This window comes from Mycobacterium sp. SMC-19 (genome assembly GCF_045310815.1).
Lineage (GTDB): Bacteria > Actinomycetota > Actinomycetes > Mycobacteriales > Mycobacteriaceae > Mycobacterium.
The window spans coordinates 14,294-36,817 of sequence record NZ_JBJIAM010000004.1; the positions used below are offsets into that span (position 1 = coordinate 14,294).

Here is a 22,524-nt window from a genome sequence, read left to right on the forward strand (position 1 = left end):
TCAGCCACCTACGGCGGTGAACCACTCGCCGTAGAACATGGAGACGCCCAATCCGCAGGCGATGGCGGTGAGCAGCCAGAACCGGATGATCACCGTGGTCTCGGCCCAGCCGGCCAGCTCGAAGTGGTGATGGAACGGGGCCATCCGGAACACTCGGCGGCCGGTGCTGCGGAACGCCAGGATCTGCACGACCACCGAGGTGATCTCGGCGACGAAGAGCCCGCCGAGCACCACCGCGAGGATCTCGGTGCGGGTGGTGATCGACATTCCGGCGATCACGCCGCCCAGTGCCAGCGAGCCGGTGTCGCCCATGAAGATCTTCGCCGGGGCGGCATTCCACCACAGGAACCCGACGCAGGCGCCCGCGGTCGCGGCGGCGATCAGCGCCAGGTCCAGCGGGTCGCGCACGTTGTAGCAGCCCAGTCCGGGTGCGATCGAGCAGGCGTTGCGGTGCTGCATCACGGTGATCAGCACGTAGGCAGCGCTGACCATCGCCATGGATCCGGCGGCCAGGCCGTCCAGGCCGTCGGTGAAGTTGACCGCGTTCGACCAGGCGCTGACGATCAGGATCACGAAGAGCACGAACACCGCCGCGGGCAGCGTGACGGTGGCGATGTCGCGCACGTAGGAGAGTTGCAGGCTGCCCGGGGTCAGGCCGGAGCCGTTGCGGAAGCACAGCACCAGCAGACCGAACAGGGTCGCCGCGGTGACCTGCCCGACGGTCTTGGCGGTCTTGTTCAGACCGAGGTTGCGCGAGCGGCGGATCTTGATCAGGTCATCGAGGAAGCCGACGCCGCCCAGCGCGGTGGCCAGCCCCAGGACCAGCAGGCCCGACGCCGTCGGCCCGGTGCCGTAGAACACCAGGCCGGCCAGTTCAGCGGCCAGGTACCCGGCCCAGATCCCGGCCACGATGGCCACGCCGCCCATCGAGGGAGTGCCGCGTTTGCTCTGGTGGCTGGCCGGGCCGTCCTCGCGGATCTCCTGTCCGAAACCCTGCTTGGTGAACACCCGGATCAACACCGGGGTCAGCAGGATCGCGACCAGCAGCGCGACTCCGGCCGCGATGAGGATCATTATCATCGGCGATCTCCTGGGTTTTCGCTGGTCAGCGCCTCAGCCAGCACGGTCAGGCCCGCGGAGTTCGACGCCTTGACCAGTACCACGTCCCCCGCCTGCAGCTCGGCGCGCAACAGGGCCAGGGCGGCATCGACGTCGGGTACCGCGGTGGCTTCGGCGCCCCAGGATCCCTCCATCACTGCGCCGTGCAGCATCGCGCCCATCGATCTCCCTACTCCGACGACAATGAGACGAGACACATCTAAGCGCACCGCGAGCCGTCCGATGCGGTCATGCTCAGATATCGCGTCCTCACCGAGCTCGGCCATCTCCCCCAGCACGGCCCAGCTGCGGCGCTTCGCCCCCGGATTCTCACCGCGCGCGATCCAGGCCAGCGCCTGCAGCGCTGCCCGCATGGAGTCGGGGTTGGCGTTGTAGGAGTCGTCGATCACGGTCACGCCGTCGGCGCGGGTACTGACCTGCATCCGGTGCTGCGAGGCCGGCCCGGCGCCGGCCAGGGCGTCGGCCACCTGCTGCGGCGTGGCACCGCATTCCAAGGCCACGGCAGCGGCGCACAGCGCGTTGCCGACCTGGTGGTCGCCGGACACCCCGAGCGACACCGTGACGTCGGCGTCGCCACCGGCGTGCAGGGCGAACCGCGGGCGGGCCAGCTCGTCGAGCACCACCGGCCCGGACCACACGTCGGCGCCAGCGGTGCGGCTGACCCGCACCACCCGTGCGACGGTCTTGTCGGCCATCGCGGCCACCGCCGAGTCATCGACGTTGAGGATCACCACACCGGTTTCCGGAACAGCTTGTGCCAGCTCGGCTTTGGTCTCGGCGATGGCCTCCCGGGAACCGAACTCGCCCAGGTGCGCGGTCCCGACGTTGAGTACCACCGCGATCTGCGGCGGGGCGATCGCCGCCAGCGCGGCGATGTTGCCGCGATGCCGCGCAGACAGCTCGAGGACCAGGTAGTCGGTGTTCTCGTCGGCCCGCAGCACCGTCCACGGGTGGCCCAGCTCGTTGTTGAACGACCCGGGCGGGGCGATCACCTCGCCCAGCGGCGCCAGCACCGCGGCGATCAGGTCCTTGGTGGAGGTCTTGCCCGACGAACCGGTCACGCCGACGATCGTCAGCCCCTTGGCCACCAGGGCGGCGGCCACCGCACCGGCCAGTTTGGCCAGTGCGGCCAGCACCGCGGCGCCGGATCCGGCCTCGTCGTCATGCTCGAGCGCACCGGATCGACTCTCGGATGCGATCGGCTCCACGACAACGGCCGGGACCCCGACCGGGCGGGCCGCCAGCACTGCCACCGCGCCGGCATTCACCGCCGAGGCCGCGTGATCATGGCCGTCGGCCCGGGCGCCGGGCAGGGCCAGGAACAGCGCTCCCGGGGTGATCCGGCGCGAATCGAATTCCACGGTGCCGGACACGACGGTGCGTTCGGCCTGCTGCGGGGTGATGTCGGCCAGCCGGCCGCCGACGATCTCGGCGATCTGCGCGACGGTCAGCGCGATCATCGGTGCCGCTCCAGGGCGGCTGCCAGCTCCACCCGGTCGTCGAACGGCTGGGTGTGCCCGGCGGCGGTCTGCCCGGTCTCGTGTCCCTTGCCCGCGATCAGCACCACATCGCCGGGCTGCGCCCAGGCCACCGCGTGCTCGATCGCGGCCCGCCGGTCGCCGATCTCGACCACCTGGGCACTACCGGCGGCGGCACCGGCCAGCACGGCGCGCCGGATGTCGGCGGGGTCTTCCCCCCGCGGGTTGTCGTCGGTGACCACGACCAGGTCGGCGTTCTCGGCGGCGATCCGTCCCATCGGCTCGCGCTTGCCGTGGTCGCGGTCGCCGCCGGCGCCGAACACCACGGCCAGGCGCCCGCTGCCCTCACGCAGCTCTTGGCGCAGGGTCGCCAGTACCGCTGCCAGCGCCCCGGGCTTGTGCGCGTAGTCGACCAGCGCCAGGAAGCCCTGACCACGGTCGATCGGCTCCATCCGTCCCGGCACCCGCGCCGCTCGCAGGCCCGGCGCCGCCTGCTCCGGCGATACTCCGACGGCATCGAGAATGGCCAGCGCCACAAGGCAGTTGGCCACGTTGTAGTCGCCGGGCAGTCCGATGCCGATCGGGTGGTGCACACCGGCGGGGTCGACGGCGATGAACTCCCGGCCCCGAGATCCGCGCGTCGTCACCCGCTGTAGGCCCCAGTCCGCGGGGCGGCCCGTCGCGCTGACGGTGACCGGGGCGGTGGCACGCGCGGCCATCGCCGCGCCGGCGTCGTCGTCGATACAGACCACCGAGCGGGCGGCGTGCAGCGGCGACGCCGGATCGAACAGCCGGGCCTTGGCCTCGAAGTAGTCCGCCATGGTCGGGTGGAAGTCGAGATGATCGCGGGACAGGTTGGTGAAGGCGCCCACCGAGAATCGGGTGCCGTCGACCCGGCCCAATGTCAGGGCGTGACTGGACACCTCCATCACCGCGGTGTCCACTCCGCGCTGCGCCATCGCGGCCAGCAGCGCCTGCAGCGCGGGCGCCTCGGGGGTGGTCAGGGCGCTGGGCAGGTCGACGCCGTCGATGCGGACGCCGACCGTGCCGATCAGGCCGGCGGTGCGGCCCGCGGCCCGCAGGCCGGCTTCGACCAGATAGGTGGTGGTGGTCTTGCCCGAGGTCCCGGTGATGCCGATGACGGGGAGCCGATCGCAGGGATGTCCGTAGACCTGCGCGGCGAGTTCGCCGAGCGCGGCGCGGGGCGCCGGATGAACCAGCACCGGGATACCGGGAAGTGCTGCGCCGTCGGCGATCTCGGCGACCCCGGCTCCGTCGGAAAGCACTGCGGCAGCGCCCCGGGCGACCGCGTCGGCGGCGAATCGTGCGCCGTGCGTGGTCGCCCCGGGCAGCGCCGCGAACAGGTCACCGGGTCGGACGTCCTGGCCGCGCAGGGTCAACCCGGTGATCGGCAGGTCCGGCACCACATCACCGGTTACCGCGACCGCCCCGATCTGGGCCGCGAGCACCCGCAGCGACGTGCCTGCACCGACATCGGGGCGCAGAGCAGCAGGCACCGCCATCACCTCCATCCGCTGCGTCCGGGTCGTCCGGATCGGCCCTGAGACTACCTAGGCGGACCCTGTCCACAGCGCAGGCGATACGGCTTGGGCCGACGGCGAGTCACGATGGCGGCGATTGCCCGGCGACGCGTGGACCGCCGCATCAAGCCACCGGCGGTTCAGCGAGGCTCGACGAAGGAGAGCCGAAGCTGGGACCGCCGCATAGGCCCGGTTCAGCCGTCAGAGGGTGGCGGCGGCTGCTTGAGCTTCTTGTCGAACATGCATTGGAAGTCACCGGGCGCACATCCGTACTGGGTCGGGTCCGGCACGTCCTCGCAGGTTCCCTCTTTGGTCATGAAACAGCCGCTGACGTGATGGTTACTCGCGATGGGTGTGCCGAGCAGCCCCCCAGCGACCATTCCTGCCGCCGCGGCGAGAACCCCCGGAATTGCGTAACCGATCGCAATGGTTTTTCGGGCCATGATCGACCCTTTCTCTTCGGCGCCGGGACCCCCTTTGCCCCCGCGTTGTCCGAACGATAACCACAGAACGACCGGCAAAACGACGGAATCACGTCTTTTTTTACGGACGCGAGTCGACGGATCGGCTGTCGGCTACATCGCCTGCAGGACCAGCGGCGGGCCCGGGTCCGGCGACAACGGCACGTTGTGGCGCTGCAACAACCACCCGGCGATGTTGTGGAACAACGGTGCCGCCGAGGTGCCGGGCGACCCGTCCGCCGCGCGGTGGGGGTTGTTCATCATCAGGCCGATGACGTAGCGCGGATTGTCCGCCGGCGCTATCCCGGCGAAGGTGATCCAGTAGACGTCGTCGTAGTAGCAACCGCAGGCCGGGTTGATCTGCTGTGCGGTACCGGTCTTCCCGGCGATCTGGTAGCCGTCGACCGCGGCCTGCCATCCGGTGCCCTGCTGAACGCCGGTCGGATCACGTTGCACCACCGAGCGCAGCATGTTGCGCACGGTCGCCGCGGTCTGCTCCGAGACCACCCGGACGCCTTCGGGCCGGGGCTCTTCGGCACGACTGCCGTCGGCGGAAATGGTCGCCTTGATGATCCGCGGCGGAATCCGCAGGCCGTCGTTGGCGATGGCCTGATACATCCCGGCCATCTGCAGCAGCGTCATCGAGAGTCCCTGGCCGATCGGCAGGTTGGCGAAGGAGCTTCCGGACCATTGGTCCACCGGCGGGACCAGCCCGGCGCTCTCACCGGGCAGGGCTACGCCGGTGCGCTGTCCCAGTCCGAACTTCTCCAACATGTCGAACCAGCGCTCGGGGCCCACTCGTTGCGCCAGCATTAGGGTGCCGACATTGGAGGACTTTCCGAAGATTCCCGTCACGGTGTACGGCGCGACGCCGTGCTCCCAGGCGTCGCTGACGGTGACATCGGCGACGTTGATCGATCCCGGCACCTGCAGCACGTCGTCGGGGTGGCCGAGGCCGTATTCGATGACCGAGGCCGCGGTGATGATCTTGTTCACCGAGCCCGGCTCGAACGGCGACGATACCGCCAGGTTGCCGAGCTCGCGGGCCTCCTGGCGCCCGATGTCCTGGGAAGGGTCGAAGGTGTTGTCGCCGGCCATCGCCAGCACCTCACCGCTCTTGGCGTCCAGCACCACGGCCGTCACGTCGTGTGCCCCGGTGACGTTCTTGGCCTGCTGCACCTGCTGCTGGACATAGAACTGAATGTCGTCGTCGAGGGTGAGCTGGATCGTCGACCCGTTGACGGCCTTGTGCCGGTTGCGGTAGCTGCCCGGGATCACCACGCCGTCGGAACCGCGGTCGTAGGTGACCGACCCGTCCGTTCCGGCCAGCACGGCATCCATCGAGTCCTCCAGGCCCAACAGGCCGTGACCGTCCCAGTCGATGCCGCCGATGATGTTGGCTGCCAGCGATCCGCCCGGATACTGCCGCAGGTCCTGGCGCTCGCTACCGACCTCCGGACATTTCTCGGTGATCACCTCGGCCACCGCAGGGTCGACGGCGCGGGCGAGATAGACGAAGGTCTCGTTGCTGCGCAACTTCTTCAGCAGGGCCGCGGAGTCCGGCTTGTTGCCGAGGCGCGTGGAGATCTCCTTGGCGATCTGCTGCAGCCGCAGCTGCGGATCGGGGGCCGACGGGTCCTTCTTCTTGGCGTCGGCGAGTTGCTTGGCGATCTTGACCGGCTGGAAGGACAACGCCCGGGCCTCGATGGTGAACGCGAGCTTGTCACCGGTGCGGTCGATGATGTCGCCGCGCATCGCCTGCTGGACGTCGGTGACCTTGAGTTGGCCGGCGGCTTCGGCCCGTAGCCCGGATGCCCGAGGGACCTGCAGGTAGAACAGTTGAGCCGCCGACAACGCCAGCACCAGGAAGATGACCGCGTTTCCGGTGCGATGACGAAAGACGAATGAAGCGCTGCGCAGGCCCACCTCGGTGGCCTGGCGGGTTCGACGTTCACGGGCCGAATGCCCGGTTGGCTGAGTCGCTTTCGAGGCCGCTTTCGGAGTCTTACCGGCCTTGGCGGAGTTGGCCGGTTTGGCCGGCGGGGTACCGGTTCGGCGGGTCTTTCGCTTGGCATCCGTGGCCGAGCCGTCGGCGCGACGTGCCGGGCCGGTCCCCCGCGCGGTCCTTCTCATCGCGCGGCTCCCGGCACCACCGGCGGGGTCAGCACATCCGGCGGCAGCGGGGGTTGCGGCGGCAACTGCGCCTCGGGCGGCAGGACGGCCGAAGGCGGAAGCGTGCCGTCCAGCGGGATCACCGTCTCGGGCGGCAATACCGACCCTGGCGGCAAGGCGACGGGCGCCACGCCGTCCGACGGGAGGGCCGGCGGCGTTGCCAGAGACGGGATGTCCTGCGCGCCGGGCCCGGGCAATGGCCCGGCCAGCGGCGCGCCGGGAACTCCGGGCAGGCCGGGAATGGTCAACGGCGCGCCGGGCACCGCCGGAGCGGGCGGGACTGCGGCGGGCAGATGACGGCTGTCGAGCTTCGGTCCGGCCGGCGGCACCCGAACCGGCACCTCGACCGGTGGCGCCACATCGTCGGGCAACTTGGTGTTCAGCGGCGGCGGCGGCACTCCCTCGGCGGGCTTCGGGACCCCGACGACCACCCAGTTGCCGATCGGGTCCTGAACCAGGTGCGCGGTGTCCCGGCTCGGGATCATGCCCAGTTCGCGGGCCGCCTCGGCAAGCGCCGGCGCGGACTCAGCGGTGAGCACGTCACGCTCGAGTGCTTCCTTCTGCTGCATCAGGACGCGGTTGCGCTCCTTGATGTTGCCCAACTGATAGGACCGCTCGGCGGCATCCGTCGACAGCCACAGCGTGATTCCCAGCCCGATGCCGAGCGCGCCGATGATCAGCACGACGAACGGAACCTTGGCCGCCAGCGTGCGCGGCCGGAGGTCGACCGAGGCCAGCCGGGTGATCAGGCGTTCGCGCAGCGGAACGCGCACAACCTTGGGCGCCTTGGCCTTTCGGGCCTTGGCCCGCGCCTTGGCCTGCTTGGTGTTCTTCGGCGGTACCGGACGAGGGTCGGGACGAAGCGACGCCGCCTTCTGCGGGCCGGTGCGCGGCCTGGACTCACGACCTGCTGCGGGCGCCGCCCCGCGCTGCCGCCGCGGGCCCCGGGCCTGCGCCTGCTCGTTGACGCGCCGCGGGCCGGTGCGGGTTGCACTCTCCTGGCTACTACGGCGACGGTCTCCCTGCCGTGCAGGCGGCTTGCGCTTGGTCGCCATCACTTCCCCCTCGATGCGACGATCGGTCCGGCCAGGACCCGCTCAACAGCACGCAACCGGACCGAGCCTGCCCGTGGGTTGCGCTCGACCTCATCCGCCTCGGCCCGTTCGGCGCCGCGTGTCAATGTCGTGAACTTCGGTTCGTCACCGGGCAATTCGACCGGGAGATCGACCGGTGTGCGCGACGCGGTCGCCGCGGCGAACAGCTGCTTGACGATGCGGTCCTCCAACGACTGGTAGGACATCACCGCCACCCGGCCGCCTACCGCCAGCGCCTCCAGCGCCGCCGGCAGCGCGCCCCGCAGCGAGTCCAGTTCGCCGTTGACCGCGATGCGCAGCGCCTGAAAGGTGCGCTTGGCCGGGTGTCCCCCGGTGCGTCGCGCCGGCGCCGGAATCGCTTCGTAGAGCAGCGCCGTCAGTTCCCCGGTCGAGGTGAACGGAGTCTGGGCCCGGCGGCGCACGATGTAGGAGGCGATCCGCGATGCGAAACGCTCCTCACCGAAGCGGCGCAGGATGTCGGTCAGCGCCGCCGCGTCGTAGGTATTGATGATGTCTGCGGCGGTGAGTTCACCCTGCGGATCCATCCGCATGTCCAGCGGCGCGTCCTGCGCGTAGGAGAATCCCCGCTCCGCCCGGTCGAGCTGCATCGAGGACACCCCGAGGTCGAACAACACCGCGTCAACCGATCCGGTTGCGGCCAAGCCTGATTTGGACAGGGCCGCTGCGATCCCGTCGTAACGGGTGCGGACCGTCTGGAGGCGGTCGGCGAAGCGGGCCAACCGGGTCCCGGCGATGTCGAGGGCGGTGATGTCGCGGTCCAGTCCGATGACCCGCAGTCCGGGGAACTCGCTCAGAAACCGCTCCGTGTGCCCGCCGGCCCCCAGCGTGGCGTCGACCAGGGTCGCGCCCCGGCCGTCGGGCGACTGCCGGGTCAGCGCCGGAGCCAGCAGCTCCACGCAACGCTCCAGCAAGACCGGTACATGTCCGAATTCGCCCTGTTCGGCCACAGCAACACCTCCCTGTTGCGGCCAGTGAATTGCACGAGTTGCTGCCAGCCTGGGGCCACTGCGCGCGACCCCCGGCGCCCGGCTCCGCCGCGCTTGCGATCGCCCGCAGGCCCTTGCCTCGAGGTCCCTGCCCGACGGCGCGAACCTGACGTTGGGGAAGTACGTCAGGGTCGGTTCGGACAGAGGCCACGAGGCACGGGCGTGCGCCTCAGATGATGTCGCTGAGTGCTTCATCGCTGGCCGCGGAGAAGTTCTCTTCGTGTGTCTGCTGGTAGTCGCTCCAGGCCTGCGCGTCCCAGATCTCCAGGTAGTCGACCGACCCGATGACCACGCATTCCTTGGACAGGTTGGCGTAGCGACGGTGGTCGGGCGACAAGGTGATCCGGCCCTGGGCGTCGGGGTGCTGTTCGTCGGTGGCCGCGGCCAGGTTGCGCAGGAATGCTCGCGCGTCCGGGTTGCTACGCGAAGCCTTGGCCGCCCGGCGGGCCAACTGCTCGAACTCCGCCCGGGGATACACGGCCAGGCTGTGGTCCTGACTCTTGGTGACCATCAACCCTCCTGCCAGCGCATCACGAAACTTCGCGGGCAGTGTGAGCCGCCCCTTGTCGTCGAGCTTGGGCGTATAGGTGCCGAGGAACATCGGCCACCTCCCGCCATGTCGACTTCGTCAGCCCACGATACCCCACATTCCCCCACTACGCACCATTTCCTAGGTCGAATCCACCCCTATGCCCCACCAGAGCGCCAATCGCGCCGCCCAGGCATACGAAAAAGGACCCACAAGGGCGGTAAACGGCCAGGTCATGGCCGGTGGAGGCAAAGTGGGGCGGGGTGGGGCGAACGCCCCTAAGCGGCGCACCCGGGTCGTGTCACCGGGCTTGCCGCGCGCACAAAAAAGGGCAGCCGATCGGCTGCCCTTTCACGTGATACGTGCCGCTGGATCGGACTACGGCTCGAACCGGCGACGGAATCGGTCTTCCATGCGGCTGGAGAACGTGCCGCCGCCGCCCTTGACGCGCCGTTGCGAACCGCCGCCCGGCTTGGCCGCACCATCGCGGCCGGCTGCGGCGTGGTTGCCGGTGATGGCGAACACCACCCCACCGAACATGACCACGAAGCCCAGCACGCTCAGAATCAGGAATGCCGAATTGCCGGTGGTCGCATAGAAGGGGATGCCGGAGACCAGCATCACCAGACCGACCACGAGCAGTGTCATGCCCTGCACCCGCCGACGGGTAGTCGGGGTACGCAGGGCGCCGCCGCGAACGCTGGAAGCGAACTTGGGGTCCTCGGCGTACAGCGCGCTCTCGATCTCGTCGAGCATGCGCTGTTCATGATCGGAGAGTGGCATTCGTCCCTCCTTGCCGACGGCCGCTCAATTCACTGCCCACGGCGCAATACGGACTGGTGCGGGCAACTAACACTGATAATACGAGGTGAGCCTGCGCCGTACCACAGGCTTCACCAGCCGATTGTAGCGGCGGCCCGGCGATGTCGATCCACAACGGCCGACGCCGCAGACCCAATCGCCGATAATGGGACTCCGGGCATCGGGCACGCACCCACTTCTCCGGGAAAGGAACCTGCACGTTGGTGACCTTCCTCATCGACATGTCGCCGCGCGAAATGGCGGATCATCTCGGTGCGGCTCTGCGCGTCTACGTCACCGCGATGGGCTACCCGCCGGGCACCGAGAGCCAACGTGCCGCGATGTGGCTCGACCACACCCGCCGGAGCGGCTGGCGGGCGGTAGCCGCCTTCGCAGACAACGCAGCCGGAGACGTCGGCGAGATTGGCGAGCCAGGCGGCGCGCCGGCGGGTTTGGACGGCGCCGAGCTGCTGGGAGTGGCGTACGGCTACTGCGGAGCCCCCGACCAGTGGTGGCAGCAGCAGGTCGTGCTGGGGCTGCAGCGCCGCGGGCTGCCCCACCCTGACATCGCGCGCCTGATGGCCAGTTACTTCGAGCTGACCGAGCTGCACGTCGCCCCACGCGCCCAGGGCAGCGGTCTGGGTGAGGCGCTGGCGCGACGCCTGTTGGCCGGACGGCCCGAAGCCAACGTGCTGCTGTCCACGCCAGAGACCAGTGGTGAAGGCAACCGCGCCTGGCGGTTGTACCGACGACTGGGCTTCACCGACGTCATCCGCGGTCATCACTTCGCCGGCGATCCCCGGCCCTTCGCCATCTTGGGCCGGCCCCTGCCGTTGTAGTAGTCAAGCGCCGCGTCGTCGCCGCACCGACCCAACGGTCTGGCACGATGACGTCGTGCATGTTGGGCGTTCGCTAATGACCGTTCGGGGCCCCGTTCCAGCGCCCACTCGGGCCAGGGTTCGACGGGGCAGCATCTACCGCCGGCTGGTGGCCATGGTCGCGCTGCTGCTGATCGCGGCACCGTTGGCCGGGTGCGTGCGGATTCGGGCCAACATCACCGTCTCCCCCAACGATCAGGTCTCCGGCCAGATCGTCGTGGCGGCCAAGCCGCGCAACGACAACGACACCGGCCCCAAGCTCAGCGCGGATCTGCCGTTCCCCCAGAAGATCGCGATCTCCAACTACAGCAGGGACGGCTACGTGGGCTCCCAGGCGGTGTTCTCCGACCTGACCTTCGCCGAACTGCCGCAGCTGGCCGAAATGCACCGCGACGCGGCCGGGGTGGACCTGTCGCTGCGACGGGCCGGAAACCTGGTGATCCTGGAAGGCCGGGTGGATCTCACCTCACTGGGCGACCCTGAGGCCGATGTCGAGCTGAGCGTCGCGTTCCCCGGCGAGGTGACCTCCACCAACGGTGAACGCATCGGCGGCGACACGGTGCAGTGGCGGCTCAAGCCGGGCGTGGTGAGCACCATGAGCGCCCAAGCCCGCTACACCGATCCCAGCACCCGGTCCTTCGCCCACGCCGCCATGTGGCTGATCGTGTCGACGTTCGCCGCGGCGGGCGCGGTTGCGGCGCTCGCCTGGTACGGCCGGGACCGCTCGCCGCGCTTGCGCTCCCCCGACGACACCGCCGGCTGAGCACCGGCGCAAGTCAGCGGGTCGGCGGCGACCAGTACTCGAGCATCTGCGCAAAGGTACGAAATGCCGCCGCGGACACGCCATAGGTGGCTTCGAAGTGGATGCTCAGCGGGAAGCCCAGATCTGCGACACCGTCGATCACCCGCTTGTAGAGATCGAGCATCAGCTTGCGCCGCTGGTCGGGTTCGCTGTCGGCGAGCGTCTTGACGAAGTCCTGTTCGGCGGCCACCGCCGCGTTGCCCGGATCCTGGATCAGCCAGTTGATCAGGCCGGTCCGGTTCTCGAATGACGGCACGAAGCCGAACGACAGCAAGATCTCCGGGCGCGCATCGCTGTGCTTGGCGAACTCGGTCAAAAACGGCACGATCGCATCGGAGTACAGCAGCTGGGTCAGCGCAAACGTCGCGCCGCTGTCGCATTTGAAGTTGAACCGGCCGATCTCGTCGGCCCGGGTGGGAATCAGGATGACGCCGCGGTTGGCCACGTCGGCGCGGAACGTCGCCAGCGCGTCGGTCGGCGGGATGCCCGAGCCCTCGCCGTCGGCCATGGTGCGGGGCACGCCGACGAAGACCACGCCCTCGATCCCCGCTCCGGTCAGATCGGCCAGCCGGCTCCGCAGGGCCGCCTCGTCGGAGAACGAGGTGACCTGGGTGCACAACCCGGCCACGCCCGGCAGCTCGGGCCGAATCGCGTTCCAGAAGTCCAGCACGTCGAGCTTGGGCTTCATCTCGATCGGGCGGTCATCGTCCTCGGTAATCATGCTCGGCATCAGGATGTGGCGGATCCGCCCTTCGATGCCCGCCTCGGCGGCGAACCGCACAACCTTGTGCGCCTCCTCGATCGTCTGCTCGGGGCCTTTCTCCACGTTCGGCGGGACAAGCTCGAGTGCGACGGTGTTCAAAGTCACGTACTAGCTCCTCATGACGGACGGTCAGCAGACGTCAACGGTGCCACAGGGTAAGGAACGGGCAGCATGGCCCGCCGCCGGCCGCTACCGGCCGCAGTCCCCCCGGGTGTGGTGGCACACTCTACGCTGGACCCACGCTGGGGGTCCCCGGCCGGGCAGCACAGAAAGGGGCGCCGAGCTGAGTTCCAAGGCAACCGCAGCGACCACACCGTCGGCCGCCGAGCTGGCCGCGGCGGTGACCGAACGGCTGCGCTCCCACCTGCGCAACCGCCGTACCGAGACCGCCTATATCGGCGACGACTACGAGGCTTTGATCACCGGCCTCGAAGAGTTCGTTCTCGTCGGCGGGAAACGGTTGCGTCCGGCGTTCGCCTACTGGGGCTGGCGCGCCATCACCGGACGAGATGCCGACGACGGCGAATTGCTGCTGTTCTCCGCGCTGGAACTGCTGCACGCCTGCGCCCTGGTGCACGACGACGTGATCGATGCTTCGGCCACCCGCCGCGGCAATCCCACCACCCACCGTAAGTTCGCCGAGCTGCACCGTGCCCGTGGCTGGCGAGGCTCGGCCGACCAGTTCGGTTTGTCGGCCGCCATCCTGCTCGGCGACCTGGCGCTGGTGTGGGCCGACGACATCGTCGCCGGTGCCGACCTGCCGGCCGATGCCCGGCGTCGCGTGCGCGGCGTCTGGTCGGACATCCGCACCGAGGTGCTGGGCGGCCAGTACCTCGACATCGTCGCCGAATCCAGCGGGGTGGACTCGATCGCCTCGGCGATGCGGGTCAACACCTACAAGACCGCCTCCTACACGGTGGTGCGCCCGCTGCAGCTGGGCGTCGCCGCCGCGGCCGACCGGCCCGACATTCAGGCGCTGTTCCACGATCTCGGCACGGACCTGGGCGTGGCGTTCCAGCTGCGCGACGACGTGCTGGGGGTGTTCGGCGATCCGACGGTGACCGGCAAGCCGTCGGGCGACGACCTGCGTTCGGGCAAGCGCACCGTGCTGCTGGCCGAGGCCGTCGAGCTGGCCGACAAATCGGATCCGGTGGCGGCCAATCGGTTACGCAGCGCGATCGGGACCGCGCTGACCGATGCGCAGGTCCGCGAACTGTGCGAGCTGATCGAGGCGGTAGGCGCACTGGCAGCCGTCGAGGACCGTATCGATCTGCTGACCCGCCGCGCCATGGCCGCGCTGGAAGCCGCACCCATTGACGAGGTTGGAAAAGCCGGACTGACCGACCTGGCCCGCCGGGTCGCCGACCGGTCCGCCTGAAAATCCCGGAGCGTCGATGTCGAACCCCACCACCCCACCGGTCGCCCGCGCGTCCAGCGACGCCACCAGCGGCCTTTCCCGACTGCGGCAGTTCGCCGCCGGCGAGCAGGCCGGAGCCGCATGGCTCGGCTGCCTGGGCGCGCTGCTGATCACCCTGGGCGGCTTGGGCGCCGGCAGCACTCGCATCCAGGACCCGGTGCTGGATTCCCTGCACCTGTCGTGGCTGCGCTTCGGCCACGGCCTGGTGCTGTCGTCGGTGCTGCTGTGGGCCGGGGTCGCGGTGATGCTGGTGGCCTGGCTCGGCTTGGGCCGGCGGGTGATCGAGGGCACCGTGAGCACCTACACGTTGATCGCCACCACCGGCTTCTGGCTGGCACCGCTGCTGCTGTCGGTCCCGGTGTTCAGCCGCGACACCTACTCCTACCTGGCCCAGGGGGCCCTGCTGCGGGATGGATTCGACCCGTACGTGGTCGGTCCAGTCGACAACCCCAACCCCCTGCTCGAGGATGTCAGCCCGATCTGGGCAGCGACGACGGCACCGTATGGCCCGGCGTTCATCCTGGTCGCCAAGCTCGTCACGATGTTGGTGGGCAACAACGTGGTGGCCGGCACCATGGTGCTGCGCCTGTGCATGCTGCCCGGGCTGGCGCTGCTGATCTGGGCCGCGCCGCGGGTGGCCGCCCGAGTCGGTGGCAGCGCCCCCGCAGCGCTGTATCTGGCCGTGCTCAACCCGCTGGTGATCATCCACCTGATGGGCGGGGTCCACAACGAGATGTTGATGGTCGGCCTGCTGATCGCCGGGATCGCGCTGACCCTGGAACGCCGTCACCTGGCCGGGATAACCCTGGTGGCGCTGGCGGCGGCGGTAAAGGCCACCGCCGCAATCGCATTGCCGTTCCTGGTGTGGATCTGGATGCGCCGCCTGCGGGAGAAGCGCGGTTCAGCGAGGCTCGACGAAGGAGAGCCAACGCTGGAACCGCGGGGTCCAAGTCGCGGCTATCCGACGCCGATCGCATTCGCCATCGCCACGGCGGTGTCGGCGGCGATCGTCGTCGCGGTGTTCGCCGTGCTGTCGGCCCTGGCCGGAGTGGGCCTGGGCTGGTTGACCGCACTGCTGGCCGGCAACGTCAAGATCATCAACTGGCTCACGGTCCCGACCGCGGCCGCCAACCTGATCCACGCCGTGGGCGGGCTGTTCGCCCCGGTCAACTTCTATGCCGTGCTGCACGTCACCCGGATCAGCGGGGTCGCGGTGATCGGGCTGCTGCTGCCGGTGCTGTGGTGGCGGTCCCGGCGTGACGATCGCGCTGCGGTCGCTGGCATCGCCTGGGCCATGCTGGTGGTGGTGCTGTTCGTGCCGGCGGCGTTGCCCTGGTACTACACCTGGCCACTGGCGGTGGCGGCCACCGTGGTCCGTTCACCCGCGGCGATCGCCGCGATCGCGGCGGCGTCGACCTGGATCATGGTGATCTTCAAACCCGACGGCTCGCACGGCATGTACACCTGGCTGCATGTGATCGGTGCGACGGGATGCGCCGTGTACGCCTGGTACCGGTTGTCGAGGGCGCAGCAGGCGCCGGCACTCGACGCCGCTTAAACAACGCCGCTTGAGACTCAGTACGCCATGGCTTGCGCCCGGCGCATCACCTCACGGGCCTGGTGTGCGTGCAGCGCATCGATCGGGCGGGCGTTGTCGATCGACTCCCGCGCACCGTCGCGGGTCAACGACAGCGACGAATCCGGGGTGAACAGCCACCGCACGATGTCGGTCTGTTGATAGCCACCATCGTGCAGCACGGCCAGCAGCCCGGGCAGGCTCTTGACGATGTCCCCGTCTTCGGTGAAGAAGTTCCGCGGCACCCTCAACGCCCCCGCGCGGCGCACCGCGATCAGGTGGTTGTCCCGCAGGTACTGATGCACCTTGGTGACGGGCACCGCCAGCATCTCGGCGACCCGGGGCAGGTCGAATGTGGGTTCGTCGGGTTCAAGCACGTCTTCGGAGGCCGGAATGCTGCTCACGACACAAGTTTAAAGCCGCCGGACCGGCCGTTTGCACACATACCATGACCAAGTGACTGGAGCGTGGGGCGGCGACGCACTGGAGGGCGCGCTGCTCGACGGCCGGTACCGGGTGGGAACCCGGATCGCCACCGGGGGCACCTCCACGGTGTACCGGGGCCTGGACGAGCGCCTGGACCGCCCGGTCGCGGTCAAGGTGATGGATCTGCGCTACGCCGGTGACCAGCAGTTCCTGACCCGATTCCAGCTCGAGGCTCGGGCGGTCGCCCGGCTCAAGGACCCGGGGCTGGTGGCGGTGTACGACCAGGGTTTCGGTACCCCGCACGACCCCGGGCAGCCGTTTCTGGTGATGGAACTCGTCGAGGGCGGGACGCTGCGCGAACTGCTCAACGAACGTGGCCCGATGCCGCCGCATGCGGTCGCCGCGGTGTTGCGGCCGGTGCTGGGCGCCCTGGGGATCGCGCATCGGGCCGGGTTGGTGCACCGTGACGTCAAACCGGAGAACATCCTGATCTCCGACGACGGCGACGTGAAGGTGGTCGACTTCGGGCTGGTACGCGCTATCGCGGCGGCCGGAATCACCTCCACCAACGTGATTTTGGGCACCGCGGCCTACCTGTCCCCGGAGCAGGTCCGCGACGGAAACGCCGGCCCGGCCAGCGATGTGTACGGAGTCGGCGTGCTCACCTATGAGCTCTTGACGGGCCACACGCCGTTCTCCGGTGATTCGGCGTTGACGGTGGCCTACCAGCGGCTCGATCACGATGTCCCCCTGCCGAGTTTCGCCATCGACGGCGTCCCGGGTGAATTCGATGACCTGGTTTCCCGGGCGACCTCCCGCGACCCCGCGGAACGCTATGCCGACGGGCTGGAGATGGCGCACGCGGTTGACCTGATCAGCGAGCGGCTGGCGCTGCCGCCGTTCCGGGTGCCGGCCCCCCGCAACTCCGCCCAGCACAACGCCGCCCCGCCCCCTCGCGCCCCGGAACGTCCGGCGCCGCCACAACACCAGCCACCGCAACACCAGACGCTGCACATGACCCGCGGGCCGGCGGATTGGGTGGACGACACCGATACCCAGTATCAGCTGGTGACAGGGCAATTCGGCGGCGTCGAACTGAGCCGGTTCGTGTTGGAGCGCCAACACGCACGCCGGATGGTGGTCATCTGGCTGGCGGTGGTGTTCGCGGCCACCACTTTGGTCGCCGCGCTGGCGTGGACGCTGGGCAACAACGTCAGCGCGCTGCTTTAGCGAGGTGATCCTTTGGCGCGAGCGTGCACAGTTGTACGCGCTGGGCGGCGTGTCGCTGTGCAGACACGCACGCTCGCGGGGGTAGCCCCGCCTCGCGGGGAGGGAACTCAGCCGCGCAGCATCTCCGCGACCAGGAAGGACAACTCCAGCGACTGCTGGGTGTTGAGCCGCGGGTCGCACGCCGTCTCGTAGCGGCCACCCAGGTCCGCATCCGAAATGTCCTGGGCGCCACCGAGACACTCGGTCACGTCCTCCCCGGTGAACTCCAGGTGGATGCCGCCGGGGTGGGTGCCCAGCGCGTGATGCACCTCGAAGAACCCCTGCACCTCGTCGACGATCCGATCGAAGTGCCGAGTCTTGTGACCAGTAGAGGCCTCGTGTGTGTTGCCGTGCATCGGGTCGCACTGCCAGATCACCTGGTGGCCGGTGGCCTGCACCTTCTCGATGATTCCCGGCAGCAGGTCGCGCACCTTACTGTTGCCCATCCGGCTGATCAGCGTCAGGCGCCCCGGAACATTGTGCGGGTCAAGGCGTTCCACGTATTCGACGGCCTGGTCCGGCGTGGTGGTCGGACCGAGCTTGACCCCGATCGGGTTGGCGATCACCTCGGCGAGCGCGATGTGCGCGTGATCGAGCTGGCGGGTCCGCTCCCCGATCCACACGTAGTGCGCCGACAGGTCGTAGAGCTGCGGCGTGCCTGCGACGTCGGACATCCGCAGCATGGCGCGCTCGTAGTCGAGCACCAGTGCCTCGTGGCTGGCGTAGATCTCGGCGGTCTGCAACTCCCGGTCGGCGACCCCGCACGCGCTCATGAACTTCAGGCCGCGGTCGATCTCACCGGCCAGCGCCTCATAGCGGGCACCCGCCGGCGAGGTGCGGACGAATTCCCGGTTCCAGTCGTGCACCAGCTCCAGCGATGCCAGGCCCGACGACGTCAGCGCCCGCACCAGGTTCATCGCCGCGCTGGCGTTGGCGTAGGCCCGCACCAGCCGAGACGGGTCGTGCTCGCGTGCCTCGGCATCCGGGGCCAGGCCGTTGACCATGTCGCCGCGGTAGGACTTCAGCCCCAGCGAGTCGATATCGGCCGACCGCGGCTTGGCGTACTGACCGGCGATACGGGCCATCTTGACCACCGGCATGCTGGCGCCGTAGGTCAGCACCACGGCCATCTGCAGCAGGGTGCGGATGTTGCCCCTGATGTGCGGCTCGGTGTTGTCGGTAAAGGTCTCCGCGCAGTCGCCGCCCTGCAGCAGGAAAGCCTCCCCGCGGGCAACCTGGGCCAGCTGCGCCTTGAGACGCTCGATCTCGGACGCCACCGTGATCGGCGGGACGCTCTCTAGCACGGTGCGCATCGCCTTGGCCTGGTCAGCGGGCCAGCTCGGTTGCTGGACGGCCGGGCGGGCCAGCGCGGCGTCGAGGCGCTCGCGCAGCTCCGCAGGCAGCGGCGGCAACGCCGGCAGCTGGTCGATGGGTACGTCAACGGTCCAGTTCACCCGACCATGGTAGCCGGGCGCCGACCCTGGCTGATCAGGCCAGTTCGCTGGCGGTGCTGATGGGCCCACTCCTCAACGGTCCGCTCCGCGGCCCGCATCGTCATCGGCCGTGATCACCTGGAAACGGCGTAGCTGGTCACGGGCGTCCACCAGCGCATCGTGACTGCCCGCCGACCGCGGTGGCAGCCGCGGCCGGTCCCGGTCTTCCCACAATTGCCGAAGCTCGTGAGTGAACCGCGGGATCGGCGCCGGCAGATCAGGCATGGTGCCCCATAACTGGCAGAGCACCACGTGGTCGTAGGCCCCCACCCAGGCCCACAACTCGATCGGTTCGCCTCGCTCGACTCCGAAGAAGTCCTCCAGATCCGCGCGGATCCGGCGGCGCGAGCGCCACGTCTGCGACGCCGGCGACGGCAGCTTCGGCAGCACGTGGGTGCGGACCCACGGCCCCGCCCGGTCCGGGTCGAACTCGGTGGAGACCGCATAGTATTCGCGCCCGTCCTCGGCAACCACGCCGATCGAGATCAGCTCGATGGTGCGGCCGTCCTCGATGAACTCGGTGTCGTAGAAGTACCTCACCGCCACGAACCGCCCGGCCGGTGGATCCGCGGAGTCACGACCGGCATGGTCGGGGCCGACGCCTCCGAAACCACCCGGTTGGGGCCCGAGCGGCCAGGCGAACCCGCGGCGGGCGCCGGCCTGACCGGAGGCCTGGCCGGGGGCCTGCCGATGGGGACCTGTTGCCGGGGAACCATGAACTGCACCGTCGGCGCCGACGCGGCCCGCACCTCACGGTCGAGCTCGGCGTCGACGGCCCGCTCATCGGGCACCTGGGGCCGGCCCGCGACCGCGTCCTGCAACCAGAGCTTGGCCGCAATCACCGGCCGGCGCAGCCGGCGCTCCCGCTCCAGCGCGCGGCGCATGCGCGCACGATCAGGCAGGTAGCGCCAGCGCGCCCACGGGGCGTGCGGGCGGGACAGCCGCACCGCGCCCACCACCAGCAGTGGAAAGAAGAACATCCCGATCAACCCGGTCCACACCTTGCCTTTCAACAACACCATCACGCCCAACGGCAACGCCATCACCAGGCTGGCGATCACACCCGCGTGGATCAACGGCGAGGAGGTGTCGTGCCACGTCGACAGCACAAACGTCAGAGGATGAAAGCCCAGCACCAGGAGTCCGGTGACCGCGGTGGCGGCGAACACGGCGTCCACCGAGGCACGGCCGTCCTCCTCCCAGTACACGTCGGACAAGTGCAGGATCAGCGCGTACTCGTCGAGCACCAGCGCCGCTCCGATCCCGAACGCTATCGCAGCCAAGCTGAATGCCGGCTCGTGCGCGTTCGGCCCGGCGGCCACCAGGGTCACCCCGGCGACCATCACCAACACCACCCCGAAGACCACGTGGTGAATGTGCTTGGTGCCGAAGTGCAGATTGCGGGGCTGCCACCACCGTGGCGGACCGGGGTTTCCGGCCTGGCTGCGGATGTAGCGCACCACGGAGCGGGTCACCAGAAACGTCACCAGGAAGGCCAGCAGGCAGCTCAGCAACGGCAGTCTGCCCCGGCCGACGATGTCGTCGCGGAACCATTCCAGCACCTAATGCAACGTACGCCCTCACGGCACACCACGCGGTGATCGCCACAGCTATCGCTCGGTTCAGCGTCGCTACCCGATAGGCTGTGCTGCGACATGACTACATCGCGGCCGCCCGACCCGGGCCGTCGGCACGGGGGCATCAGCGGTAGGGCCGTTTGGTGGATCTTCACGCTGCTGGCGATTGCAGCCCTGGGCTACACGACGTGGCGGGCGCTGGGCAGCACGCCGTACCACATCGACGTCGACGTCTACCGGATGGCGGCCCAGGCCTGGCGTGAAGGCCGGCCGCTCTACGGCGAGGACTGGTTCCAAACCCAGATCGACGGGACGGTGCTGCCGTTCACCTATCCCCCGATCGCCGCGGTGATGTTCGCCCCCCTCACCTGGGTGTCGCTGGGTACCGCCACCGCCGCGCTGACCGTCCTTTCGACGCTGCTGCTGGTGGTGTCGATCACCATCGTGCTCACCGGCCTGAGGGTCCGCTTCGACGCGCGCCCCGACTGCGGGCCGGCCTGGTGGCACCGCGCGGTGGTGGCCGTGGCGATCGTGGCGGCGTCGATCTGGCTGGATGCCGAACCGATCTGGGCCAACTTCGACTTCGGCCAGGTCAACGCGGTGCTGATGACGCTGGTGATCGCCGACTGCGTACCGCGCCGAACCTATTGGCCGCGCGGCGCACTGCTGGGTGTCGCGGTGGCACTGAAGCTGACCCCGGCGGTGTTCCTGCTCTACTTCCTCTTGCGCCGCGACCGGCGCGCCGCGATCACCACCGCGGCATCGTTCCTGGCGGCGACCCTGGTGGGGTTCGCAATGGCCTGGAGCGACTCCTGGCAGTACTGGACGCACACCGTCAGCGATACCGACCGCATCGGCGGGGCGAGCCTGAACACCAACCAGAACCTGGCCGGCGCGCTGGCCCGGCTGCCGCTGAACGACCACCTGCGCTCGGTGTTGTGGCTGGCGGGTTGCGTGTTGGTGCTCGCGGCGATGTGGTGGGCCGCACGCCGTGTGCTCGCCGCCGGTGAGCCCGTCCTGGCGCTGGTCTGCGTGGCACTGTTCGGGTTGGTGGTGTCGCCGGTGTCCTGGTCGCACCACTGGGTGTGGATGCTGCCCGCCGTGGTGGTGACGGTGGTGGTGGCCTACCGGCATCGCGCGGTCGTGCTGGGCGTGCTCAGTGTGGCCGGGGTGGCGCTGATGATGCGCAGCCCGATCGAGTTGCTGCCCGAACATCACGAGTCCGGCGCGGCGTGGTGGCGCCAATTGGCCGGGACGTCCTACGTGTGGTGGGCGCTGGCGGTGATCATCTCGGCCGGCGCCACGCTGCGGCCCGGCCCCCGGACGAATCCGGATCAGCCCGCCGCGGTCTCCGGAAACCGGGCGACCGGCTGACCCGTGGCCCCGTCCTGTTGCGGGACACCGTTTTTGACACTGGCCGCGTAGATGTCGACATATTCCTGACCGGACAGTCGCATCAATTCGTAGATCACCTCGTCGGTGACGGCACGCTCGATGAAGCGGTTGTCGGCCATCCCGTCGAAGCGGGAGAAGTCCATCGGCTCGCCGAAACGGACCGTGACCCGGCCGAACCGCAGCATCTTGGTGCCCGGCGGGTTGACCACGTTGGTACCGACCATGACGACCGGGATCACCGGGACGCCGGTGTGCAGCGCGAGCCGAGCCAGCCCGGTCTTGCCCTTGTACAGCCGGCCGTCGGGCGAGCGAGTGCCCTCGGGGTAGATACCGAGCAGCTTGCCCTGCGACAGGATCCGCTGAGCGGTGGTCAGCGCGGCCTGCGCGGCGTCAGAATCGTTGCGGTCAATGGGAACCTGCCCCACGGCGGTGTAGAACGAGCGAGTGAGCCAGCCCTTGATCCCGGTGCCGGTGAAGTACTCCGACTTGGCCAGGAAGGTGATCCGCCGGCGCACCACCAGCGGCAGGTAGAAGCTGTCCATGACGGCCAGGTGATTGCTGGCCAGGATGGCCGCACCGTCGTCAGGGATGTTCTCCAGACCCTCGACCTTCGGCCGCCCGATCAGGGCCAGCAGAGGCCCGAAGAATACGTACTTGACCAGCCAGTACCACATGGCCCCTCCCTCCTGCCCCCGCTCGGCGGCCGTGTTCGCGCCAACTTTACCG

General features: G+C 69.2%; 20 protein-coding genes and 1 pseudogene. 6 read left to right on the forward strand and 15 right to left on the reverse strand.

Annotation, left to right across the window (positions count from 1 at the left end):
• From mraY to ACJH5R_RS10295, 9 genes are all read right to left on the reverse strand, one after another.
• Positions 1-1,080 carry a phospho-N-acetylmuramoyl-pentapeptide-transferase gene (gene mraY / locus ACJH5R_RS10255; protein ID WP_406781865.1) on the reverse strand — a complete coding sequence of 360 codons (1,080 nt, stop codon included), beginning with the start codon at positions 1,078-1,080 and terminating at the stop codon, positions 1-3.
• Complete coding sequence (gene murF / locus ACJH5R_RS10260) at positions 1,077-2,579, reverse strand: UDP-N-acetylmuramoyl-tripeptide--D-alanyl-D-alanine ligase (protein WP_406781866.1); 1,503 nt, start codon at positions 2,577-2,579, stop codon at positions 1,077-1,079. Before murF ends, mraY begins: the two co-directional genes overlap by 4 nt.
• On the reverse strand, positions 2,576-4,120 hold the full coding sequence (locus ACJH5R_RS10265; protein WP_406781867.1) for a UDP-N-acetylmuramoyl-L-alanyl-D-glutamate--2,6-diaminopimelate ligase: 1,545 nt from the start codon (positions 4,118-4,120) through the stop codon (positions 2,576-2,578). Before ACJH5R_RS10265 ends, murF begins: the two co-directional genes overlap by 4 nt.
• A gap of 212 nt (positions 4,121-4,332) precedes the next feature.
• Complete coding sequence (locus ACJH5R_RS10270) at positions 4,333-4,581, reverse strand: hypothetical protein (RefSeq protein ID WP_406781868.1); 249 nt, start codon at positions 4,579-4,581, stop codon at positions 4,333-4,335.
• 132 nt (positions 4,582-4,713) lie between these two features.
• Positions 4,714-6,732, reverse strand: a complete 2,019-nt coding sequence (locus ACJH5R_RS10275) for a peptidoglycan D,D-transpeptidase FtsI family protein (RefSeq protein WP_406781869.1) — start codon at positions 6,730-6,732, stop codon at positions 4,714-4,716.
• Positions 6,729-7,829 (reverse strand): hypothetical protein, encoded by a 1,101-nt coding sequence (locus tag ACJH5R_RS10280; RefSeq protein ID WP_406781870.1) that lies wholly within the window; start codon positions 7,827-7,829, stop codon positions 6,729-6,731. The genes ACJH5R_RS10275 and ACJH5R_RS10280 overlap by 4 nt, the downstream gene beginning before the upstream one ends.
• Positions 7,826-9,067, reverse strand: a complete 1,242-nt coding sequence (gene rsmH / locus ACJH5R_RS10285; RefSeq protein ID WP_406781871.1) for a 16S rRNA (cytosine(1402)-N(4))-methyltransferase RsmH — start codon at positions 9,065-9,067, stop codon at positions 7,826-7,828. The genes ACJH5R_RS10280 and rsmH overlap by 4 nt, the downstream gene beginning before the upstream one ends.
• Complete coding sequence (mraZ, locus tag ACJH5R_RS10290) at positions 9,042-9,473, reverse strand: division/cell wall cluster transcriptional repressor MraZ (protein ID WP_024440488.1); 432 nt, start codon at positions 9,471-9,473, stop codon at positions 9,042-9,044. Before mraZ ends, rsmH begins: the two co-directional genes overlap by 26 nt.
• 306 nt (positions 9,474-9,779) lie before the next feature.
• Positions 9,780-10,184 (reverse strand): DUF3040 domain-containing protein, encoded by a 405-nt coding sequence (locus ACJH5R_RS10295; protein WP_406758373.1) that lies wholly within the window; start codon positions 10,182-10,184, stop codon positions 9,780-9,782.
• A gap of 239 nt (positions 10,185-10,423) precedes the next feature.
• Between ACJH5R_RS10295 and ACJH5R_RS10300 the strand changes: the two genes are divergently transcribed.
• Complete coding sequence (locus ACJH5R_RS10300; RefSeq protein WP_406781872.1) at positions 10,424-11,041, forward strand: GNAT family N-acetyltransferase; 618 nt, start codon at positions 10,424-10,426, stop codon at positions 11,039-11,041.
• A 154-nt stretch (positions 11,042-11,195) separates the two neighbouring features.
• A complete protein-coding gene (locus ACJH5R_RS10305) occupies positions 11,196-11,843 on the forward strand; it encodes an LppM family (lipo)protein (RefSeq protein ID WP_406758427.1) in 648 nt (215 codons plus the stop codon).
• A gap of 13 nt (positions 11,844-11,856) precedes the next feature.
• Here ACJH5R_RS10305 and ACJH5R_RS10310 read toward each other — a convergent pair whose 3' ends face one another.
• A complete protein-coding gene (locus tag ACJH5R_RS10310; protein ID WP_406781873.1) occupies positions 11,857-12,750 on the reverse strand; it encodes a mycobacterial-type methylenetetrahydrofolate reductase in 894 nt (297 codons plus the stop codon).
• A 223-nt stretch (positions 12,751-12,973) separates the two neighbouring features.
• Between ACJH5R_RS10310 and idsA2 the strand changes: the two genes are divergently transcribed.
• Complete coding sequence (gene idsA2 / locus ACJH5R_RS10315; RefSeq protein ID WP_406782020.1) at positions 12,974-14,023, forward strand: bifunctional (2E,6E)-farnesyl/geranyl diphosphate synthase; 1,050 nt, start codon at positions 12,974-12,976, stop codon at positions 14,021-14,023.
• A 16-nt stretch (positions 14,024-14,039) separates the two neighbouring features.
• Positions 14,040-15,620, forward strand: a complete 1,581-nt coding sequence (locus ACJH5R_RS10320) for an alpha-(1->6)-mannopyranosyltransferase A (RefSeq protein WP_406781874.1) — start codon at positions 14,040-14,042, stop codon at positions 15,618-15,620.
• A gap of 17 nt (positions 15,621-15,637) precedes the next feature.
• Here the strand turns inward: ACJH5R_RS10320 and ACJH5R_RS10325 are convergent, their stop codons facing one another.
• On the reverse strand, positions 15,638-16,042 hold the full coding sequence (locus ACJH5R_RS10325) for an Rv2175c family DNA-binding protein (protein WP_406758369.1): 405 nt from the start codon (positions 16,040-16,042) through the stop codon (positions 15,638-15,640).
• Positions 16,043-16,094: 52 nt separating this feature from the next.
• Here ACJH5R_RS10325 and ACJH5R_RS10330 point away from each other — a divergent pair, with 52 nt between their 5' ends.
• Complete coding sequence (locus ACJH5R_RS10330; RefSeq protein WP_406781875.1) at positions 16,095-17,294, forward strand: protein kinase domain-containing protein; 1,200 nt, start codon at positions 16,095-16,097, stop codon at positions 17,292-17,294.
• 107 nt (positions 17,295-17,401) lie between these two features.
• On the opposite strand, the gene ACJH5R_RS10335 is transcribed toward ACJH5R_RS10330, so the two are convergent.
• From ACJH5R_RS10335 to ACJH5R_RS10345, 3 genes and pseudogenes are all read right to left on the reverse strand, one after another.
• A complete protein-coding gene (locus ACJH5R_RS10335) occupies positions 17,402-18,787 on the reverse strand; it encodes a class II 3-deoxy-7-phosphoheptulonate synthase (protein WP_406781876.1) in 1,386 nt (461 codons plus the stop codon).
• A gap of 72 nt (positions 18,788-18,859) precedes the next feature.
• Positions 18,860-19,366 (reverse strand): polyadenylate-specific 3'-exoribonuclease AS, encoded by a 507-nt coding sequence (locus tag ACJH5R_RS10340; RefSeq protein WP_406781877.1) that lies wholly within the window; start codon positions 19,364-19,366, stop codon positions 18,860-18,862.
• Between the two features lie 188 nt (positions 19,367-19,554).
• A pseudogene (locus ACJH5R_RS10345) lies at positions 19,555-20,388 on the reverse strand (hypothetical protein); the annotation flags it as partial.
• Positions 20,389-20,481: 93 nt separating this feature from the next.
• On the opposite strand from ACJH5R_RS10345, the gene ACJH5R_RS10350 reads away from it, so the two are divergent.
• Positions 20,482-21,777, forward strand: coding sequence for a glycosyltransferase 87 family protein (locus ACJH5R_RS10350; RefSeq protein ID WP_406781878.1), 1,296 nt, complete (start codon positions 20,482-20,484; stop codon positions 21,775-21,777).
• Here the strand turns inward: ACJH5R_RS10350 and ACJH5R_RS10355 are convergent.
• On the reverse strand, positions 21,738-22,472 hold the full coding sequence (locus ACJH5R_RS10355) for a lysophospholipid acyltransferase family protein (RefSeq protein WP_406758365.1): 735 nt from the start codon (positions 22,470-22,472) through the stop codon (positions 21,738-21,740). The genes ACJH5R_RS10350 and ACJH5R_RS10355 overlap by 40 nt on opposite strands.
• Positions 22,473-22,524 lie beyond the last annotated feature (52 nt).